This window comes from Aequorivita sp. CIP111184 (assembly GCF_900489465.1).
Taxonomy (GTDB): domain Bacteria; phylum Bacteroidota; class Bacteroidia; order Flavobacteriales; family Flavobacteriaceae; genus Aequorivita.
The window spans coordinates 70,599-91,021 of sequence record NZ_UEFQ01000016.1; the positions used below are offsets into that span (position 1 = coordinate 70,599).

Genomic DNA, 20,423 nt, shown 5'->3' on the forward strand with positions numbered 1-20,423 from the left:
ATATTAATTGTAAATTTGTTTCTATGAGTATATGGAGAGTCCTTTTAGCAATTCTTTTTCCGCCACTTGCTGTTATTGGCAAGGGTTGCGGTTCCGTAATAATCGTTTTTATACTTACCGTTTGTGGCTGGATTCCGGGTGTGATTGCAGCACTAATAATTCTAAATAATCCTAAACAATAATTATTATGCAAAAATTACTATTTCTTGTCGCCTTGGCATTTAGTGCAAGCAGTTGCCAATTTACCGAAACCATGGTTATGAATGATGATGGCAGCGGAACCATGACTGTAGAGGCAAACCTGAACGAAATGATGGCTTTTGGGGGTGCAGCCGTTACTGATTCTATGAAAGTGAAGATGGACACCATTATTTATATGAAACAGTTTCTGGAAGAAAAAAAAGATAGTATTTCCCAGCTTTCCGCCATAGAACAGGCGAAATTAAAGAAGCTCGAAAATTTCAACATTCACATAAATATGAATTCTGAAACCTCTGAAATGGTTTATGATATTTCAACAAAATTTAAAAACATAACTGAGGCGAACGATATTTTGAACGGATTGGAACAAGCAAGCAATTTGATGCCAAACGCAGATTCCAATACTGAAATTAAGAAAGAGGAAGATTCTCCCGAAATTATTGGTGTAAATTACTCGTTTAAGAAAGGTGTTTTTAAGCGTGATGCCTATATAAAGGATAAAATAGCGCATCAACAACAAATTGACAGTATGAAGCAGGCCGAAGCTTTTATGGGAGGCTCCAACTATACTTTAAATTATACCTTCCCAAAGAAAATAAAGACAATTTCAAATCCTGAAGCAACATTTTCCGAAGACAAAAAAACTGTTATTGTCCAAGCACCTTTTATGGAATATTTCAAAAACCCAGACTTACTTGATCTAGAGGTAGAATTGGAAAATTAGTGCATTTCTGCACTATATTATGTAGCTTATGAATTACTAACACTAAACCTAAAAATATGAAAGCATTACTTTTTTTAATTCCACTCTTTTTTGTCAATGCCTGTAAAACGCAGACGGGAACAGTAATTTCATCAGAAAACACCAAAATGGAACAAGTAGAAAATGGAGATACAGGCTGCCCAAAAGAGGGAACTTGCAGCGTAGTAGTACACAAAAACAAGCATCTGGTTATAAAGGAAGACGGTACTGGGGCTCTATACCCTGAAATGGTTGCTGGAGAAAATATGGTGGTGGAATATACATATTCTAAAGAAGGGCCGGAAGGTACTGCAGATGGTAACTATTCTGAAACTATTCATTTTGAAATCCCTGCTACTACTGAAAATTTGAGCAAAGAAAACGCTAAGCTTGCAGAGGTGAATTTATTGTACGGGAAACAATGTTTTTGTAGAGGAGAAGCAGGTTTTTATCCCATTACCAATGGAAAGCTTTTAGTTGAAAAAAGCAATACGGCTTTAATGTTCGATCTCAAATTTAAAGTTGAAAAAACTTCACAAGTTGTTTCACATATTACAGAAACTGTGAAACTTTAATAAGAAATATTATAAATAAAAAGAGGCGTTCAAATTTTGAACGCCTCTTTTTTTATGTGCTATGTTATGTAAAAATTAATTTTTAACAAGCTTTTTGGTGGTCACTTTGTCGCCATTTTTAACAACAAGAAAATACACACCGCTTTCAATATATCCGTAGTCTAATTGTTTGCTGAAAGTATTAGCAGCAGAAACATCATCATATGTAAATGTATTGATTGATCTTCCTCTTAAGTCATAAAGTGCAACTTCAATATTATCATTTGAAGCAGGCTTAAATGTAAGGTTGAAAGTTCCAGTAGATGGGTTTGGATAAACCGCAAAATTATCAAAGGTGAAATCGTCAAAACCTACTAAGCCATCTACCGTGATAGTTGCATTATTGAGGTCGTAAAAGATATTGTTTGATGACATAACCATCAATCTACCAGTAGTTGTGTTAACGCTTGGTACATTAATTAATGCACTACCATTGTTTGGTACATTTAGAGCTATACTAATAGGATATGTTAAACCGCCATCAGTAGAAAACCAGATATCAACAGTGGGGCTATTCACAGGAGCTACGTCAGTTCCAGCAACATCCCAAGTGATTGTTTCAGTTGTTTGTGTGGTCCAAGTTGTAGGAGTAGCTTGTGAGGTTACCACAAACGGTCCTGAGTTTCCATCAGTTGTTAAAGTCATGTTATCACTAGCAGAAGAAGCACCACCAGCTACATTGTCTCGAACGGTATATCTAAAGTTCATAATTCTTCCCACTGAAGGAACAACTTCCCAAGTACTTTGAGTTTGGTTGTTCAATACGGTTGGTAAAGCTGGCATATATCTATCTGGAGATGCAAGTGGGTCTATAGTTCTAAACATCGGTCCAAATACTGAAGTGTTTTGGGGAGGCATGGCCCCAGATTGTGGATTCATTTGTTCCCAGCAATGTGTTAAAGCGTCACCATCAGGATCTGTAGCAATACCTTTCAATACAAAAGGAGTTGATTTTGGAATAGTATAATCTGGTCCTGCATCAGCCGTTGGAGCTAGATTATTTGTAGCAGTCTGGGCACCACACTGGCTATTTCCATTGGTAATGTTTTGCCACATTTCCTGAATGCTTATTGCGGTAAAATAATCATCACTGTGTTGTTGAACATTTGGTGGGCAAATACCTGCATATGCCATAATAGAAGATCCACTTCCAGGTTCTACAGCTGTGCTTCCGTTTCTGTTGTTTCCACAAGAATTGTTGAAAGTATGGTTTCCGCCAAATTGGTGGCCCATTTCATGAGCAACATAATCGATGTCATAATTGTCTCCAAGTGGAAAACTTGTACCAGTAACTCCACGTGCTTTAGAAGAAGTACAAGGAACTCTCAATTGTGCCAAACCACCTGCTCCAGTACTAAAGGTATGTCCAATATCATAATTTGCAGAACCTATCTGGGCGTCAATAACAACTTGACTTTCGTTAATAAGAGCGCTTGCGCTGTTATTAGTAAATGGATCTGATCCAGCAACTAAATAAATAATATCTGTATTGTTTGCTACCAAAACCATAGTAACGGAAAGGTCTTTTTCATAAACACCATTTACTCTTGTCATAGTTGCGTTCATCGCCATCAAAACTGCAGCTTTTTTAACCGCATCAGGCTCGCCATTTCCAACTCCTTGTTGGTTAAGCTGAAACTGAGCATATTCCCCAGTACATGCAATAGCTGCACGGAAAGTTCTTAGTGTACCATCATCTGCATTTCTGTTTTCGCCAAGAGGAGAAGGACCTTCAGCGTCTTCTACCATACATTCAAATGCATTAGGATCTGCGGGAAGTTTATTAATGTTGTAAGAAATATAATAATTCTTGTCTTGGGTGTAAGGATCAATGTATATAGTGCTATAATTTGCAGAAGAGATCATCACATTTACCCCAATATCAGCAACGCTAAAGCGCGCAATGGCAGAAGGGTCTTCAATACCTTGAGCGGCATAAGATCTGGTGTTTGGGTGTTGCGCCTGTAAAGCAGGTTCCATAACGGAAGCTTCATAAACACGAAAATGTTGAATTTCGCCATTGTTGGTAGGTAATTCTATAATTACGTTTGAGCGTACACTGTTTCTTGCAGGAGCCTGAGCCAAAAGACTTTTTAACGCTGAAGTGTTTAGCGTAAAAAGGTTGTATTCCTGCGGCATTGTTTTCCTGAAAGTTTTTTGTCGGTTTTGCGTTTCATTAGACGAAGCTTTCGTCCAAAACGCTGTGTTCTGTGCGTTTAATCCAAAGCAAAATAATGCAAAGGATAAAACGAGAATGTGTTTAAAAGTACTTTTTTTCATTTTAGATGTTATTAGTATGAATGTTTAGAATTGTAAATATAAGACCCTTTGAGGAATTTAGGGAATTTTTAAGAAATTAACTTTAGATTTCAGTCTTAAAATTTTACAATATAAATCATGCAAATACAATTAATTGGTAGTTTTGCCTACTTATTGATAAAATTAGCGGGAAATGGGCAAACACCTACAGATAGAAGATTTAGGATTAAGAGACTACAAAGAAACCTGGGATTATCAAGAATTTCTTTTTCAGGAAATACTTCAGATAAAAAGCAAAAACAGAAATGAAGATCTAAAACTTGATACTCCCAATTATTTTTTATTCGTGGAGCATCCACATGTTTATACCTTAGGAAAGAGCGGACATATTGAAAACCTGCTCATTTCCGAAGAAAAACTGGAATCCATTAATGCAAAATTTTACAAAATAAATCGTGGTGGCGATATTACTTATCACGGGCCGGGGCAAATCGTGGGTTACCCAATTTTAGACCTAGAAAATTTCTTTACAGATATCCATAAATACATGCGCTTTTTGGAAGAAATGATAATTTTAACCTTGGCTGAATACAACATAAAAGCTGAACGAAGCAAAGGCGAAACAGGTGTTTGGCTTGATGTGGGAACGCCTTTTGCAAGAAAAATATGCGCTATGGGCGTTCGTGCCAGCCGCTGGATTACTATGCACGGTTTTGCATTAAATGTAAATACAGATTTGGGATATTTTGACAATATGATTCCCTGTGGTATAAAAGGCAAGGCAGTTACCTCAATGAATGTAGAATTGGGAAAGGCTGAAATTTCTATTGAAGAAGTAAAGGACAAATTATTGAAACATTTTCTGGTGCTTTTTGAAGCGGAAATAAATGAAAAGACCGAAGCTTAAAGCTCCGGTCTTAAAATCTAATTTGGTTATTGGTTATTTTTCAAATTTTGTAAGTAAACTACTGGAAGTTACCTTTCCTTTTTGATAGTCTTCTTGTTTTACCATTCCTACGCCTTCGGCAATCCATTGTTTAGAATTGCTTGTTTGTGACACTCCCATTTTGGTAGTCATTTCAGATGTTAATATATAACAGTCAAAAGTCCCCGCAGGCGTTGTAACGTTTTCCTTTCCAATAACTTTTCTGCTGGTTATATTCAATTCCATTTTCATATTTATACCACCCATACTTATGTTCATAATCATCTGCGCATCTGGTAGTGTTTCGCCTACAGTAAGATTGTTTGGAATTTCCAGATCGGTGCCGCTAATGTCATAATCCATATTTTTAAACTGCTCCATCATCATTGGGCTAATCATGGATTCATAATCAATAGCAATTTTATTGCCATCGCAGGTTACATTATATTCTGTTTCGGCTATCAGTTTTCCCTTTTCATCCTTAACGGAAGATTTCATAGCTGCTACCTCTCCTTCAGAAGTTTGGGTTTTATTTAAAACTGTATAATCTATAACAGCGGCTTTCTTTCCTTTTTTGTCGTATGTAGTTATTTCTGCCTTGGTTCCTTCTTTAAAGGGGTAGAATTTACTACAACTAGTTTGTGCTTTAACGGTTGACATTAAGCCTAAAAGGGCAATTGAGAAAATTAATATTCTATTCATAATATTTGAAGTTTAAATGAATTAAAGTTTAATAAATTCTACACGTCTGTTTTGTTCCTTTCCTACAGGAGAATTATTATCCGCTACAGGGCTCGACTCTCCTTTGCCATCTGTAGAAAAACGGTTTGCATCAATTCCATGGTTTTGAACAAGAAAGTTACGCACGCTGTTGGCACGTTCTTTTGAAAGTTCAATGTTAGCTTCTTCACCCCCGTCCGCATCAGTATGTCCCACTATTTTCAATTTTAAAACAGGCGTGCTTTTCAACGCTGCTGCTATATCGGCTAAAATTAAGTCTGAACCACTTTTTATTGTAGCAGAGCCTGAATTAAATAGTATAGCATTTGTTGAAAAACTTCCTTTTTCCATCAAATCTTTCATTACTTGACTGCGTTCATCACCAGCAGTTTCTGCAATCACTAGATTTGAAATGTAGAAATAGGCATTTGCGGTTTCAGTCCATCCACTCGTTATAGAGGTAAAGAATAGCGATTTTCTATATTCTGGTTTGAATTGTGTTGGCAGATCTACCATCTTTTTTCTATCTATAAACAAGCGGATTCGTTTTCCGTTCACTTCAAAGGCCATTTTTATTGCAGTATTTAAGGGAGCTTTGTAGGCTATTTTTTGTTTTTCGTATCCCAATTCCTTTTCGGCATAACTTAGCTCATAATAGCCGTTTCCAACTTCTGCAGACATAATGTCAAAAGTCATGGAGTTAGGATTGGCAATCAAATTATTCATGCCTTCTGGTTTTGGTCCAAAACCAATTCCAGGTCTGCGGTAGGGGTGGTCAGCTGGGAGGATCAAATCAAACTCAACGGTGAAATTTTCAGGTAAAGGTTTAGTCAATTCGATGTTGGTGATACTTCCTGCCGTTACTTTTAAAAACTTACTGTCAAAACCTTTCAGTTTTTTCACTTCCCCACCTTTTGTTGTATTCCATTTTGCGGGAAAATCACCAATGGCGTCTTTTTCAAAATTGTCATTAAAAATGATTCGGTTTCCTCGCTTAAAATACACTTGGTTTTCGCTCTCTTCCTCAAGGCTTCCTATAGTCTTTTTTGAGCTAGAGGATTTTGGATTATTTTCTACAGGATCTCCGCCAATAATATTACCGTTAGCGGTTTTTTTCTTCTTTTTCTTCTTCTCTTTTTTATTAGTTTTGGGGGCATCCACTATAGTGTCTAAAACTCTATCGGTACTTTTTGTGGTTTCTTTTTCTACACGTCTTTCTACCGTACGTTCTACTGCATTGGCGGCTCTGTCACCAAGTTTGTCCAAAAATTGGGCATTGGATAAACTAGTAATGCAAATAAAAAAAAGGATTAAAACTGTTTTCATAGTAATTGTTTTTGAAGGTTACTTCTTTTATCACTTTGTTATTGAGCATTATTTTTAATGTATAAATTCCTGTTGCCAGATTATTTATGTTTAAAAAAATCTGTTTTCCCTGTACAATTTCCAGGCTGCCGGAATATTGTTTGTTTTTTTTCATAATGGGGGAAAAGGAAAAATAAAAGTAAAGGGAAGCAGCTAAGGAGCGTATAAATTTTGTAACCAATGCTATAACAGATGTAACAGCCCTTTGTTTGCAGGGCTTTTTAGATGGGTGGAGAATATTTATTTAGAGATATATTCCGAAGGAGAACAGCCAAATTCTTGTTTAAAACATTTTGTAAAATAAGATGGGTCGTTAAAACCAACTGTATACCCTACCTCTGAAATGGAAATCTTTTTTTCCTGTAATAGCTTAATGGCCAATTTTAGCCGTTGTGTTCGTAAAAATTCTGAAGCCGATTGGCCCGTAAGTGCTTTTAGTTTTCTGTGAAGTTGCATCCGGCTAACACCCATTTCGCTTCCAAAGTCTTCAATGTTGAAATTAGAATTAGTAATGTTTGCGTCCAACACTTTTTGAAGGCGTTCCAGAAATTGCTCTTCAGCAGAAGAAATCGAAATATCCTTTGGCATTAAAACTACTTCTTGCGCAAAACGTTGTTGGAGTTTTCTTCGGTTTTCGATGAGGTTTTCTGCTGTCGCTTTCAGCAACTGACTATTAAAAGGTTTGGTTACATAGGCATCTGCGCCTATTCCCATCCCTTCTAGTTTAGAGGTAATCTGCGTTCTTGCAGTTAGTAAAACCACAGGAATGTGGGAGGTAAGTTGGTGTTCTTTTAAATGTTTGGTGAAAGTAAAGCCATCTTCTTCAGGCATCATCACATCACTAATAACAATGTCTGGTATATGTTCTATTGCCATTTCAAAACCTTCCTTTCCATTGGTTGCGGTATAAACGGAATAGGTATTTTCAAAAATGGAACGTACATATTCCCGAATGTCTTTATTGTCGTCCACAACTAAAATTACAGGCGCATCCTCGGGCAGGACAATTTCTTTTTCAATAAACTTTTCAATATAAGAATGCGTCTCCATACTTTTCTTTTCGGAGCTGTTGTGAAATATTTGGCTTTCTTCAAAAGCATTTTTATTTATAGGTAGTGTTACTGTAAATTCTGATGTGCCATTTTTTCCGCTTTTTACTGAAATATCGCCTTTGTGGATTTCAGTTAGATCTTTGGTCAATGCCAGGCCTATACCAGTTCCCGGGTTTTTGGTGTCGGTTTGGTAAAATCGGAAGAAGATTTTTTGTTGTTGATCTAAAGAAATATAATTTCCGGAATTACTTACTGAAATTTCAAATTTTTCGCCCTGTCTTTTTCCTTTCAGTTTTATAAAACCACTTTCAGGCGTGTATTTTATGGCGTTGCCCATTAGGTTATAAATTATATTTTCCAAAACATCTTGGTCAAACCAATCTTCTTTTTTGTCTTTTCCAACTTCAATACTAAAAGCTATGTTCTTTTCATCACAGCTAAAGGCAAAAGCTTCTGCTTGAGCAATTATAAACTTAGGCATGTTGGCTTGCTGAATATTCAGCTTCAAGTTTCCGCTTTCCAGCCTGGCCAAAGCCAAGAGTTGATCCACCAAATCTTTTAATCTTTGGGTATTCCTTAATGCTGATTTAAGGTTTTTACGTTCGGTTGGCGAAAGCTTGTCTGATGCTAGGTGGTCTTCAATAGGACCATTTATCAAAGTTAACGGAGTCCTGAATTCGTGTGAAATATTTGCGAAGAATGTAGATTTTGCAGTATCTAGCTCCCGCAGTTTCTTCGTAGTTTTCTGTCGGTTTCTAAACTGAAAAAATATAAAAATACTCGCAATAACAATGATTGTTATAATACCCCAAAGCAAATTGCGCTGGTTTTTCTTTTGCTGTTCCACCAAATCATTTTTTGTAGTTAACAGTGAAATTTCCTTATCGCGACTTTCGGTTTGGTAAATACCTTCTATTTCTTTTATTTTTTCAGCACTTTGAGCTTGTTGGATGGAATCTTTTATTTTTGTAGCAATCTGTAAGTTGGTGAATGCAATTTTATAATTTCCTTGCAGGGCGTTGGCTTCCGAAAGCAGGAAATATGCTTTTTGGTTTAGGGCTCCATTTTTTACTTCGCGGTTATACTCCAGCGCACTTTGGAGGAAATTAATTGCTTGAGCTGCTTTTCCTCTTTGAATATTTAATTTACCAAGTTCAATGGCTGATTGTGCCGCTTCAAGAATATAATCGTTTTCTTTTTGAAAATTCAATGAATTCTGAAAATAGCTTTCTGCTTTTTCAAGATTTCCTTTTTCAAAATTTACAAGTCCTAAATAATTATTTATCTCAGCAACAGTGCGTCCATCCTCAATTTGTTGAAAGAAAGAGAGTGTTTTTGTCAAAAGAGTGTCTGCTTTTTCAAGTTGCCCTTTGTGATAGTATACTTGTCCCAAAAAAACATTTGTAGTGTTGAAATAAAAAGTTCCAGCACCCGGAATTTTTTCGAATTCTTTGTTCGCTTTTAAGTAATATGCTTCTGCGGAATCATATTCTTTTAGTTCTAAATAAATATTGCCCAAACTTTGATAGGCCGCAGCAATAATATCTTCCCGAAGTGGTTCCTTTTTTTGGATGGAATCTACAACTAGAAGATGCGAAATGGCTTCTTTCATTTTGTTTTGACGGGAAAAGGCTATAGCCAAAGCGTTTTGTGTGTCTGCCAAAACTATGTTTCCCGTATCTTCAAAATTCGTTGTATAGTCAAGCCCTTTATTGCAGGCTTCGATAGACTTATCAATTTCGCCAATTAAATAATAGGTTCTGCAAAGGCCGTTGTAGCCTAATGCCAACCCACGATAATAGTTGGTTTTGGTAGATTTGGTTATCATCTTTTTGAAGTAAAGCAGCGCAGAATCTGGTTTTTGAACTCTCCTGAAATATTGCGCATATAGATAATCTGCATCTGCCAAACTGTTGGCATAATTTCCCTTAGCGCTAAAAGCTTCAAGCTTTTTGATAACTACAAAAGCACTATCTGGAAACGCATTGATGGTTTGGGTAATTTTTAATCGATAGTTGGAAAGTATAACCGAATCTTTGTCTACAGGTATCTTTGACTGTAGGTCATTTTGGCCAAAAGCTATTAAAGCCATTAGGAAAAGGAGTATAGAGAGGAGCGCTCTCATGGTTTTTTTAAAAAGTTGGTTTGCGTTTTAAAGTTAATTAAAATACTTTAACTCCCGACTTTTTAACTCGTAAGCCTTTAGTTTTTAATTGCTTGAATACAGAATTAAGCTATTGGCATCTCCTTTGGTTGCTATCATTAAATTGTTTTTACCACTTCCGCTGTCAATAAATGCCGCAGCAGTTCCGTAAACTGGGAAACCATTTAAAAGTTTTCCGTTTTGGTCAAAAACGTATACTTTTTTCTCCTGCGTTTCGGTTATGGTTACGAATGTATTTCTATGTACATTGAAGAGGCGTGGGTTTGTATAGACGCCCAACGGCAATTCAGCCAATTTACCGTTGATGCGAAGCAGGTTGTCATCAAGCGTTACTTTAACAGTGCCATTTATTGCAAACCAATAGTTTCTACCAACATCCAACTTTTGAGAAGAAATTTTTCCGTTTTGCGAAATTCGTTCCTTGGTGTTTTCTTTTGTTATTACAACAAAAGTATTGTCTTCCTCAGCAATTGGAATTTCAGTAAAATTAAAGTTTTTTGAAACCGAAACACGCGGTTTTCCAACGCGGCTTAAGATATTTAGTTTTCCACTTTCTTCCGCAATTGCTATATAGTCTTTATTGCCCATTCTAATGTGGACGGGAGATTGCGCGATGTTGCTTTTCGCTTTGTTAAAACCGAAGCCTTTTACCGTTTTTCCAGTTTTATCATACATTAGCACTTCTTTGCCCTGTACAATTACGAAACGATAATTACCATTGTTGTCATAGTCAAAAACAGAAAGAGGCTGCGTAACGTTATCTTTAAATTTTACGGGAAATCCTTTTGCATCCTTCCCGTTTCTGTCAAAAATATAGAACGCGTCTTTTGTGGCAAACGCCAAGTGTTTGTTACCCGATATGGTTACAGTTTCAATTGCTCCTAAAATGGGGGAACCAAGATTTTTGGACCAAAGTATTTTTCCGCTTTCAGAAATAAAATAAAGTTTATTGGCAATATCCTGGACTACCACATTGCTGCCATTATTTTGGTTGCTGAAAATCTGCGGACTACCCAATACCGCGTTTTCTAGTTTTAAATTGAATTTTTCCGAAACGCTTCCTGATATACTTTTCGCAGCCGCTCCAGCTTCTTTGCAGCTTAGCGTTACATGTGCAAAATTTCGGTCAAAGCTAAATTGGAGCGCTGCCAGCGGAAATTCATCAAAAGAAATATCTTTAATATTTTCGCTGCTTTTCGCATTAAAAAAACCTGAAACCGCTTCAGAAAATTCACCTTTCATTTTGAAAATTAAAAGTGAAGAACTCGTGCTTAAATCTGTTGCCGTATTTTGAAAATAGGAAGTGTTCTTTAGTGTGTTGTTGTTTTGAAAATCACTGATTATTTGCTGCGCGGTGATTTCACTTTCCGTGAAAACAAAGAAATTTTCCATTTGAAAAACATAGTTTGCCTTTTTAGAATTTATAAAAGGCGAAAACGTTTTTTGAAACAATTCCGGCTCGCTGAAACTGCTTATTTCGATTTCCCGAAATTCACTTTTTGCAGAAACATAACGCGCCAAAGCATCACTCGTTAAAGTGGCATCGATGCTTTTTATAAAAATCGCCGTTTCGGTTTTAAACTGAATTGTTCCTGCTTCACTAACAGAGCCAAAAATTCCGGTAGTTTGTACAACATCTTTCTCGCCACGGAAATTCCGAAGATTTTTTTGAAATTTTTCGGCATCGTTAAACGTAAAACTCAGCGCACCTAAAGCATCTGTTGGCACCAAAGCGGATGCATCATTTTGTTGCGGTATTTGATCTTCAAAAACATTCAGCAATTGCGGAATACTATCTGTTGCTAGCGTGATTCCCGTTGCAGTAAAGGATTCTGGCGTGATTGCAACATCTAATGCGCTCCACGAAGTGAATGCTACTTTTGTGGAATCGTTGAGCGCAATTTTATTTCCGCGGATTAAAGCAGTGAATTTATTGGAAGACGGCAGATTGAAAACTTTTTTAAACGTGTCTTCACGCTCGGTTTTTCCTTTTAAAATGTCTAGTAAAATTTGCTGCGAAGAAGTAACAACAAACACACTGTCTATAATTGCTGAATAAGCTATTTGTTTGTCAGTCGTGATTCTTTGAAACGATTGCTCGTCCAATTTCAAGGTTTCGATAGTCTTGTTTTTAAGGGAATCTGGCTGAAAAAGATTCTTCGTCTGTTTCGAAATAAACGTATATGCAGAAACGGAATCATTCACTTTGTTTATACAGAAAAGGCTCTGGGTGGTGGGATGCAGGTTTTTTAACAGCTCTGCATTTTCTGAAAAAAATAAATAAGGAACTGTTTTTTCAAATTTTGAAAGCAGTGAATTGTTTTCAATATCTGCCTGCAAGTTTTCAAAATCTGAGATTTTAAAAACCACAGAAGTATTCTCTGGAACAAAATCCATTAAAGTCCCTGTTTTTGAAGGTGTTTTGTCACAGCTTCCAAAAATTCCCAAAAGCATTGGAATGAAAAGTAAAAACGCTATTGATTTGCCCAAATATTTTCCCATAATACAAAAATAGTAATGAATAGTGATGGTTGAGTGTATAATTGAATTAGTTTATTGACGGGTTTTCAACAGCCCCCTCCGCCTTGGGCACCTCCCCCTGAAAAAGGAGGAGGAGCTATTTTAGAGTTTCAATCCTAGCTGATCCGGTAAAAGTTTAAAACTTTTCCTATGAAAAATATTGCTACCGTGGTTGCGTATGGCTTCACGATGCTCTTTTGTTGGGTAGCCTTTATTTTGTTTCCAGTTGTATTGCGGATATTTTTCATGGAGGGCAGTCATATATTCGTCCCGATACGTTTTGGCCAAAATTGAAGCTGCGGCAATATGCAAAAATTTTCCATCACCTTTTACTACACATTCAAAAGGAGTTTTCCCGAAAGGCTTAAAACGGTTACCGTCAATGGCAATAAACTCGGGAGCGTGGGACAGGCCTTCTATGCAGCGGTGCATGCCTAAAATAGAGGCATTGAGGATATTTATTTTATCTATTTCGTCCATCATTACGTGAACAACTTTAAAACAAATGGCTTCCCGCTCAATAATTTCTTTCAACTGCAATCGTTTTTTTTCTGAAAGCTGTTTGCTGTCCGTCAAAAAAGGATGCTGAAAATTATCTGGAAGTATAACTGCTGCGGCGGTGACGGGCCCGGCTAAACAGCCACGGCCAGCTTCGTCTGTGCCACATTCCAATAAATGGGGATTGATTTTAAGTTTCAACATAGAAAATTAAAAATAAGTATTTCCGTTTAAAAATTTACCTTTGCGATGAAAGTTTACAACAGATGAAAAAAACACTTTTGCTATTTCTTTTTATATGTGCCTCGGCAACTGTGTTTTCACAAAATCCCACAGAAAAAAAGGTAAAACCTCCAATCGATTATTACAAAATAATTTCTGCAAGCCGGGACACTACCTTCGTTGATACAACACTTTCAATTAAAAAAAAGTATAAATTCAACTATTTAAGAAGGGACAATTTTGAACTCCTCCAATTTTCAAATGTTGGGCAGACCTATAATTCGTTGGCGTATTCCTTTGATAGATTGAATTTAATGCCGCTTTTTGTTGCGCAGTCGCATCACTTCAATTACAAGGAAATTGAAGATGTAAATTATTTCAACGTGCCTACGCCTTTAACAGAGCTTTATTTTAAAACTGCATATGAGCAAGGGCAGCAATTAGATGCTTTTTTCACGATAAATACTTCGCCCCAATTCAACTTTTCGATTGGTTATAAAGGCGTTCGTTCCCTCGGGAAATACCAACACATTTTAACAAGTACGGGAAATTTTTTATTCACTTCAAATTATCATACCAAAAACCAACGCTATAAAGTCCGTTTTCATGTGGCTGCACAGGATATTATGAATGAGGAAAATGGAGGTTTAACGGACAATTCCTTGGCGCTTTTTATAAATAATGATCCCGAATTCAGTGATCGCGGAAGGTTGGATGTGAAATTTGAAAATGCCGATAATAAGCTGGAAGGGCTTCGGTTTTATGGAGACCACACGTATGAACTTATTTCACAGCGTGACAGTTTGAGCCATACAGTATTAACACTGGGGAATATTTTAAGTTATGAAGAAAAATCTTTTAAATATGGGCAGGATGCACCATTTGCAGGATTTGGATCTTCCTATGAGACCGCAGATTTGTTTACTGGCACTTATCTTGAGGATTTCAATGCCAAGGGATATGTAGATTTTGACAATTCTGTTTTGGGAAAAATTACTGCATGGGCAGGCTATACGGATTTTAACTACGGTTATAATTCTGTTTTAATACTTGATGAAGAGCGAATACCCAATAGAATTAAAGGAAACCTCATTGAAGCCGGAGCGGCTTATGAAAAAGAATATCGCGGTTTTAAACTAAGCGGAAAGGGAGCCATAAATGTAGCGGGAGATTTTGACGGAAATTATATTCAAGGTGCCGCATCCTATGATTTGAATGAAGATTATAATGCGAAAGCTTCCCTAACAATCCATTCGGTAGCGCCTAATTTCAACTTTTTGTTGTACCAAAGCGATTACAAAAACTACAATTGGAAAACCGAGCTGAACAACGTAAAAACCCAGGAACTGAAATTTGAAATCAACACCAAAAAATTTGGGAATGCTTCTGTAAGCTATACCGGGATTGATGATTATGCTTACTTCGGAATAAAAGCCAATGATAGCACCCCTTCGCCTCTGCAAGCTTCCGAGCGCGTGGATTATTTAAAAATAAAGGCTGAAAAGGAATTTAAGTTTGGGAAATTTGGACTCGATAATACGGTAATGTATCAACAGGTGTTAAGTGGCGAAACGGTTTTTAATGTGCCGCAAATAATTACAAGAAACTCACTTTATTACGAAGACAATTGGTTTAAACGTGCGCTTTTTATGCAAACAGGTGTCACTTTTAAATATTTCACCCAATATAATATGAATGCTTATGATCCGGTTCTTGCCGAGTTTTACGTTCAGAATGATCAGGAATTAGGCGGTTTTCCGTTGGTAGATATTTTCTTTAATGCGAAAATACGGCAGACTCGTATTTTCTTTGTGTATGAAAACTTCACTTCCCTCTTTGGCGGAAAGAACGAATATTTTGCGGCGCCTGGCCAACCGTATCGCGATAATGTGTTGCGGTTTGGATTGGTTTGGAATTTCTTCCTATAAAAAACCCGCCACTTTGGACGGGTTTATTTATCTATTATATTTTCAATAATTGCTCCACCCAGCATTCGGGAAGGCATTCAAATATTAATCTCTCAAAAGGCCTCTAGAAATTACAATTTTCTGTATTTCTGAAGTACCTTCATAAATCTGAGTAATTTTTGCGTCACGCATCAAACGTTCTACGTGATATTCTTTTACGTATCCATTTCCACCGTGAACTTGAACTGCTTCTATAGAAACATCCATTGCCACTTGGCTGGCATATAATTTTGCCATTGCACCGCTCATATCATAGTCATTACCTTGGTCTTTATCCCAAGCAGCTTTATAAACCAGGTTTCGTGCAGCTTCGATGCTTGTGTGCATATCGGCAAGTTTAAAGGCGATAGCTTGGTGGTTACATATTTCGGTTCCGAAAGCTTTTCGTACTTTGGAATATTCTCGTGCCATATCATAAGCTCCTGCCGCAATTCCCAATGCTTGTGCAGCAATACCAATGCGTCCGCCGGCAAGTGTTTTCATTGCAAAAGAAAATCCAAAACCGTCTTCTCCAATTCTGTTTTCCTTTGGAACTCTTACGTCGTTAAAGATTAACGAATGGGTGTCGCTTCCGCGGATTCCGAGTTTGTCTTCTTTTGGGCCGATTTCAAAACCTTCCCAGCCTTTTTCAACGATAAAAGCGTTGATACCTTTATGTTTTTTTTCTTTATGGGTTTGTGCGATAACCAAATAATAATCTGCAGAACCACCGTTGGTAATCCAGTTTTTGGTTCCGTTCAAAATATAATGATCGCCATCTTCAATTGCTGTGGTTTTTTGAGAAGTAGCATCGCTACCAGCTTCTGGTTCACTTAGGCAGAAAGCTCCAAGTTTTTCACCGGTAGTAAGCTTGGTAAGATATTTTTGTTTTTGTTCCTCTGAACCGTATTTTTCAAGTCCGTAACAAACAAGCGAATTGTTCACAGAAACGATCACAGAGCAGGAAGCGTCAATCTTGCTCAATTCTTCCATTACCAAAACATAGCTCTGGGTGTCCATTCCGCCACCGCCGTATTTAGGGTCTACCATCATCCCCAAAAAGCCGAGCTCGCCCATTTTTTTGACTTGTTCGGTCGGAAATTTTTGAAGGTTATCCCTTTCAATTACGCCCGGAAGTAATTCGGTACGTGCAAAATCGCGAGCAGCGTCGCGGATCATTAACTGTTCTTCTGATAGACTGAAGTCCATAAGCTATATTTTAAAAAAATTGATTTTAAGATTTGCAAATGTACTTTAAAAATAGAGCAAAAGCCAAATTCCAATTTCCAAATAACAAAAAAGTAAAATTTGAAATTTGTGTGAATAAAATTAAAACTTTGAAGAAGGCTACGAAGATGTTTTATTTACTTTTATAATATGGATAAAACCAATTATCATATTATTGGCGTAATGAGCGGAACTTCGCTGGACGGGATTGATTTGGCGGAAGTCACTTTTAATTATTCTGAAAAAAAATGGAGTTTTCAAATTCTCGCTGCCGAAACTATTCCATATTCCTCATTTTGGAAAAAAGAACTGCGGAAAGCTATCCACTATTCCCAAGAAAAATTAGAGCGGATAGATTTTAAATACACTGAAAAACTTTCCGAAGAAATTTCTAAATTTATCAAAAAGCACAATATTCTTGAAATTGACGCAGTCTGTAGTCACGGTCATACTATCTTGCACCGTCCCGATAAAGGGTTGACCTATCAAATAGGAAATTTACCGCGTATTTCAAAAATGCTCGAACAAACGGTGGTTTGTGATTTTAGAGTGCAAGATGTAGAATTTGGAGGGCAAGGCGCACCCCTTGTGCCAATTGGTGATCGCTTGCTTTTTTCAGAATATGATTATTGTTTGAATTTGGGTGGTTTCGCGAATTGCTCCTTTGAAAAAAATGGCGAACGGATCGCATATGATATTTGTCCGGTAAACATCGTTTTAAATAAATATGCCGAAAAGCTTGGGCAAGATTTTGACGAAGGCGGCAAATTAGCAGCTTCGGGAAATGTGAATAACCACTTGCTTCAAAAATTAAATTTACTTTCTTTTTATGCAGAAAAACCTCCAAAATCTTTGGGATTGGAATGGGTTCAGTCAACTATTTTTCCACTTTTGGAGGCGTCTAAAATTTCTTCCGAAGACATTTTAAGAACATTTACGGAGCACATTGCTGTACAATTAGCCAATCAGTTTTCTAAAAATACTTTGGTTTACATAACCGGCGGCGGGGTCTATAATTCTTTTCTGATTGAAAGACTTAAGGATCTTGCCTCGGTTGAGATTATTATTCCTTCTCCAGAAATTATAGAATACAAAGAAGCGTTGATTTTTGGGCTTCTAGGTGTTTTGAAACTACGCGGAGAAGTTAACTGTTTGGCGAGTGTTACCGGAGCTTCGAAAGATCATTCTTCGGGAAAAATCTTCTTTGCATAAATTTTACCTAAAATAAATACAAACCCTAACAAGTTTTTTATATTTGTCATCACTATCCGAAGCCTTAGCGAAGGACAGCCATTTCACTCTGAAGCTATAGCGAAAGAGTTATATAATCTTACCTGAATGAAGGAATTACTTAAAAAGTACGAAGACAAAGAACCTGAAATTGTTTTTCATTGGAATGACCCCGAAACTGAAGCCGAAGGCTGGACAGTCATTAATTCATTACGAGGTGGTGCTGCCGGCGGCGGAACCCGTATGCGTAAAGGACTTGATATGAATGAAGTTCTTTCTTTGGCCAAAACAATGGAAGTGAAATTTACAGTTTCTGGTCCGGCTATTGGCGGCGCAAAATCTGGAATCAATTTTGATCCGGCAGATCCTGGAAAAAAAGGAGTTTTAGAACGTTGGTACAAGGCTGTTTCCCCATTGCTGAAAGCATATTACGGTACTGGAGGCGATTTGAATGTAGATGAGATACATGAAGTAATTCCAATCACTGAACAAAGTGGTGTTTGGCATCCGCAGGAAGGGGTTTTTAATGGCCATTTTTCGCCTACGGAAGCTGACAAAATCAACCGTATTGGGCAATTGCGCCAAGGCGTAATAAAGGTGCTGGAGAACGTAAATTTTTCGCCAGATGTATCCCGAAAATACACAGTGGCCGATATGATTACGGGCTACGGAGTTGCTGAGGCTGTTCGTCATTATTATGATATTTATGGCGGAAGCGTACAAGGAAAACGTGCTATAGTTCAAGGTTTTGGAAATGTTGGTGCAGCTGCTGCATACTATCTTTCGCAAATGGGAGCTAAAATAGTCGGGATTATTGACCGCGATGGGGGAATAATTAATAAGGATGGTTTTTCTTTTGAAGAAATAAAGCAACTCTTTCTTAACAAGAATGGTAACACTTTGGTGTCCGAGAATATGATTTCTTTTGAAGAAATAAATGATAAAATCTGGAAACTGGAAACTGAGATTTTTGCACCCTGTGCTGCTTCGCGATTGATAACAAAAGAGCAGATTTCACAAATGATTGAAACAGGGCTGGAAGTAATTAGTTGTGGAGCAAATGTTCCTTTTGCAGACAAAGAAATTTTCTTCGGATCTATTATGGAGTTTACCGATGAACGGGTAAGTTTAATACCCGATTTCATCAGTAACTGTGGTATGGCAAGAGTTTTCGCCTATTTTATGGAACGCAAAGTGCAAATGACGGATGAGGCAATTTTTAACGATACCTCTATTACTATTAAAAACGCTATCCAAAACACATTCGATAATAATAGCACCAAAACAAATATCAGCAAAACTGCTTTTGAAATTGCATTGAAGCAGTTATTATAATTCACAATAACCAACAGTATTATGGCATCAATAATAATTTTAATTTTCGTAATAGGATACCTTTCCATCACTTTGGAACACCCTTTAAAACTGGATAAAACTGTTCCGGCACTTATAATGGCCTCACTTATTTGGGCTGTTCTCGCCATAGGTTTTACCAGCGGATGGTTTGATGTTATAAATAGTGAAGAACAAGCTTTTAATTTTCTTTCCGGCGGAGAATCTGCGATGGAAGGTTTTGAGGGTACATTGCTTCACCATTTAGGAAAAACTGCAGAGATCCTTATTTTCCTTATAGGGGCAATGACGATTGTTGAAATTATTGACCTTCACCGTGGCTTTGAAATATTAAAAAGCGCAGTACGCACAAAAAGCAAAAGAAAACTACTTTGGATAATTGGTATTCTTGCTTTTTTCCTTTCAGCAATAATAGATAATCTTACCGCAACAATTGTATTGATTACACTTTTAAGAAAATTGATTCATAGAAGGGAAGATAGACTTTGGTATGCTGCATTGGTGGTTATTGCTGCTAACGCGGGTGGGGCATGGTCTCCAATTGGAGATGTTACCACAACAATGCTCTGGATTGCAAAACTTGTATCTGCCGGTGGCTTGATAGAATTCGTGGTCTTACCCGCTATTGTTTGTTTTGTAGTGCCATTCGCTATTGCTAGTTATATGCCTGCTTTTCGAGGTACTATTGATGTAGATGCACGTGAAGACAAAGCAGAAGAAGCTCTTTTAAGCAGCAAAACCATGTTGTTCTTAGGTCTGGGAATGATAGTTTCTGTACCCGTGTTTAAAACATTAACACATTTACCTCCTTATATGGGGATGATGCTTGCGCTAGGTGTAGTTTGGCTTGTTTCAGAATACATTCACCCGGAAGAGGATTTCAGTAAAGAAAGAAGGCATTTGTATTCTGCACATAAAGCACTTTCTCGGATTGAAATTTCCAGTATCCTTTTCTTCCTTGGAATATTGATGGCGGTTGCAGGGCTTGAAAGCCTTGTTTACGGAGTTGTAAATGGAGAAGAGGTTGGAACACTTCGTTATGTGGCAGAAGTGTTACAACAAGCCATACCGAATCAAGATATTGTTATTTTGTTATTGGGTGTACTTTCTGCAATTATTGACAACGTGCCGCTGGTTGCAGCTTCAATGGGAATGTATGACATGCCAATGGATTCCGTGCTTTGGCACTTTATTGCATACTCAGCCGGAACAGGTGGAAGTATGTTGATTATTGGTTCTGCTGCAGGAGTTGCCGCTATGGGAATGGAGCGTATAGACTTTATATGGTATCTCAAGAAAATATCCTGGCTTGCCTTTATTGGCTTCATTGCTGGAGCAGGAGTATTCCTTTTATTTGAAAGAGTCTTATTTCACCATACCTAACA

General features: G+C 37.2%; 15 protein-coding genes. 8 read left to right on the forward strand and 7 right to left on the reverse strand.

Going from position 1 to position 20,423, the window contains the following annotated elements:
- Positions 1–23: 23 nt before the first annotated feature.
- Genes AEQU1_RS06190 through AEQU1_RS06200 form a run of 3 tightly spaced genes read left to right on the forward strand, consistent with a single transcriptional unit; the run spans position 24 to position 1,518 of the window.
- A complete protein-coding gene (locus AEQU1_RS06190) occupies positions 24–182 on the forward strand; it encodes a YqaE/Pmp3 family membrane protein (RefSeq protein WP_111880007.1) in 159 nt (52 codons plus the stop codon).
- 5 nt (positions 183–187) lie between these two features.
- The gene (locus AEQU1_RS06195) at positions 188–925 is read left to right on the forward strand and encodes a hypothetical protein (protein WP_111879669.1); all 738 of its coding nucleotides are present in this window, start codon (positions 188–190) and stop codon (positions 923–925) included.
- 56 nt (positions 926–981) lie between these two features.
- Positions 982–1,518, forward strand: coding sequence for a hypothetical protein (locus tag AEQU1_RS06200; RefSeq protein WP_111879671.1), 537 nt, complete (start codon positions 982–984; stop codon positions 1,516–1,518).
- 75 nt (positions 1,519–1,593) lie between these two features.
- On the opposite strand, the gene AEQU1_RS06205 is transcribed toward AEQU1_RS06200, so the two are convergent.
- Positions 1,594–3,837 (reverse strand): reprolysin-like metallopeptidase, encoded by a 2,244-nt coding sequence (locus tag AEQU1_RS06205; RefSeq protein ID WP_111879672.1) that lies wholly within the window; start codon positions 3,835–3,837, stop codon positions 1,594–1,596.
- Between the two features lie 172 nt (positions 3,838–4,009).
- Here AEQU1_RS06205 and lipB point away from each other — a divergent pair, with 172 nt between their 5' ends.
- Complete coding sequence (lipB, locus tag AEQU1_RS06210; RefSeq protein WP_111879674.1) at positions 4,010–4,723, forward strand: lipoyl(octanoyl) transferase LipB; 714 nt, start codon at positions 4,010–4,012, stop codon at positions 4,721–4,723.
- A 33-nt stretch (positions 4,724–4,756) separates the two neighbouring features.
- On the opposite strand, the gene AEQU1_RS06215 is transcribed toward lipB, so the two are convergent.
- The 5 genes from AEQU1_RS06215 to AEQU1_RS06235 form a co-directional block, all read right to left on the reverse strand.
- On the reverse strand, positions 4,757–5,443 hold the full coding sequence (locus AEQU1_RS06215) for a hypothetical protein (RefSeq protein WP_111879676.1): 687 nt from the start codon (positions 5,441–5,443) through the stop codon (positions 4,757–4,759).
- A 21-nt stretch (positions 5,444–5,464) separates the two neighbouring features.
- Positions 5,465–6,787, reverse strand: a complete 1,323-nt coding sequence (locus AEQU1_RS06220) for an OmpA family protein (protein WP_111879677.1) — start codon at positions 6,785–6,787, stop codon at positions 5,465–5,467.
- A gap of 279 nt (positions 6,788–7,066) precedes the next feature.
- The gene (locus AEQU1_RS06225; protein WP_111879681.1) at positions 7,067–10,003 is read right to left on the reverse strand and encodes a response regulator; all 2,937 of its coding nucleotides are present in this window, start codon (positions 10,001–10,003) and stop codon (positions 7,067–7,069) included.
- Between the two features lie 84 nt (positions 10,004–10,087).
- Positions 10,088–12,544 (reverse strand): hypothetical protein, encoded by a 2,457-nt coding sequence (locus AEQU1_RS06230; protein ID WP_111879682.1) that lies wholly within the window; start codon positions 12,542–12,544, stop codon positions 10,088–10,090.
- Between the two features lie 120 nt (positions 12,545–12,664).
- Positions 12,665–13,264 (reverse strand): ribonuclease HII, encoded by a 600-nt coding sequence (locus tag AEQU1_RS06235; RefSeq protein ID WP_111879684.1) that lies wholly within the window; start codon positions 13,262–13,264, stop codon positions 12,665–12,667.
- 62 nt (positions 13,265–13,326) lie between these two features.
- Here AEQU1_RS06235 and AEQU1_RS06240 point away from each other — a divergent pair, with 62 nt between their 5' ends.
- Positions 13,327–15,210: a putative porin gene (locus AEQU1_RS06240; RefSeq protein WP_111879685.1), complete on the forward strand. Its 1,884-nt coding sequence runs from the start codon at positions 13,327–13,329 to the stop codon at positions 15,208–15,210.
- 84 nt (positions 15,211–15,294) lie between these two features.
- Here AEQU1_RS06240 and AEQU1_RS06245 read toward each other — a convergent pair whose 3' ends face one another.
- Entirely contained in the window at positions 15,295–16,437 is a 1,143-nt protein-coding gene (locus AEQU1_RS06245; RefSeq protein ID WP_111879687.1) for an acyl-CoA dehydrogenase, read from the reverse strand.
- Positions 16,438–16,605: 168 nt separating this feature from the next.
- Between AEQU1_RS06245 and AEQU1_RS06250 the strand changes: the two genes are divergently transcribed.
- The 3 genes from AEQU1_RS06250 (at position 16,606) to nhaD (ending at position 20,421) form a co-directional block, all read left to right on the forward strand.
- Positions 16,606–17,667, forward strand: a complete 1,062-nt coding sequence (locus AEQU1_RS06250; RefSeq protein WP_111879689.1) for an anhydro-N-acetylmuramic acid kinase — start codon at positions 16,606–16,608, stop codon at positions 17,665–17,667.
- A gap of 126 nt (positions 17,668–17,793) precedes the next feature.
- Positions 17,794–19,020 carry a Glu/Leu/Phe/Val dehydrogenase dimerization domain-containing protein gene (locus AEQU1_RS06255; RefSeq protein ID WP_111879691.1) on the forward strand — a complete coding sequence of 409 codons (1,227 nt, stop codon included), beginning with the start codon at positions 17,794–17,796 and terminating at the stop codon, positions 19,018–19,020.
- Positions 19,021–19,041: 21 nt separating this feature from the next.
- Complete coding sequence (gene nhaD, locus AEQU1_RS06260; protein ID WP_111879692.1) at positions 19,042–20,421, forward strand: sodium:proton antiporter NhaD; 1,380 nt, start codon at positions 19,042–19,044, stop codon at positions 20,419–20,421.
- Positions 20,422–20,423 lie beyond the last annotated feature (2 nt).

What these genes read in the sequence shown, in the direction of transcription:
- AEQU1_RS06190 (WP_111880007.1), top strand. Translation starts at nt 24, where the DNA reads ATGAGTATATGGAGAGTCCTTTTAGCAATTCTTTTTCCGCCACTTGCT.
- AEQU1_RS06195 (WP_111879669.1), top strand. Translation starts at nt 188, where the DNA reads ATGCAAAAATTACTATTTCTTGTCGCCTTGGCATTTAGTGCAAGCAGT.
- AEQU1_RS06200 (WP_111879671.1), top strand. Translation starts at nt 982, where the DNA reads ATGAAAGCATTACTTTTTTTAATTCCACTCTTTTTTGTCAATGCCTGT.
- AEQU1_RS06205 (WP_111879672.1), bottom strand. Translation starts at nt 3,837, where the DNA reads ATGAAAAAAAGTACTTTTAAACACATTCTCGTTTTATCCTTTGCATTA.
- lipB (WP_111879674.1), top strand. Translation starts at nt 4,010, where the DNA reads ATGGGCAAACACCTACAGATAGAAGATTTAGGATTAAGAGACTACAAA.
- AEQU1_RS06215 (WP_111879676.1), bottom strand. Translation starts at nt 5,443, where the DNA reads ATGAATAGAATATTAATTTTCTCAATTGCCCTTTTAGGCTTAATGTCA.
- AEQU1_RS06220 (WP_111879677.1), bottom strand. Translation starts at nt 6,787, where the DNA reads ATGAAAACAGTTTTAATCCTTTTTTTTATTTGCATTACTAGTTTATCC.
- AEQU1_RS06225 (WP_111879681.1), bottom strand. Translation starts at nt 10,003, where the DNA reads ATGAGAGCGCTCCTCTCTATACTCCTTTTCCTAATGGCTTTAATAGCT.
- AEQU1_RS06230 (WP_111879682.1), bottom strand. Translation starts at nt 12,544, where the DNA reads ATGGGAAAATATTTGGGCAAATCAATAGCGTTTTTACTTTTCATTCCA.
- AEQU1_RS06235 (WP_111879684.1), bottom strand. Translation starts at nt 13,264, where the DNA reads ATGTTGAAACTTAAAATCAATCCCCATTTATTGGAATGTGGCACAGAC.
- AEQU1_RS06240 (WP_111879685.1), top strand. Translation starts at nt 13,327, where the DNA reads ATGAAAAAAACACTTTTGCTATTTCTTTTTATATGTGCCTCGGCAACT.
- AEQU1_RS06245 (WP_111879687.1), bottom strand. Translation starts at nt 16,437, where the DNA reads ATGGACTTCAGTCTATCAGAAGAACAGTTAATGATCCGCGACGCTGCT.
- AEQU1_RS06250 (WP_111879689.1), top strand. Translation starts at nt 16,606, where the DNA reads ATGGATAAAACCAATTATCATATTATTGGCGTAATGAGCGGAACTTCG.
- AEQU1_RS06255 (WP_111879691.1), top strand. Translation starts at nt 17,794, where the DNA reads ATGAAGGAATTACTTAAAAAGTACGAAGACAAAGAACCTGAAATTGTT.
- nhaD (WP_111879692.1), top strand. Translation starts at nt 19,042, where the DNA reads ATGGCATCAATAATAATTTTAATTTTCGTAATAGGATACCTTTCCATC.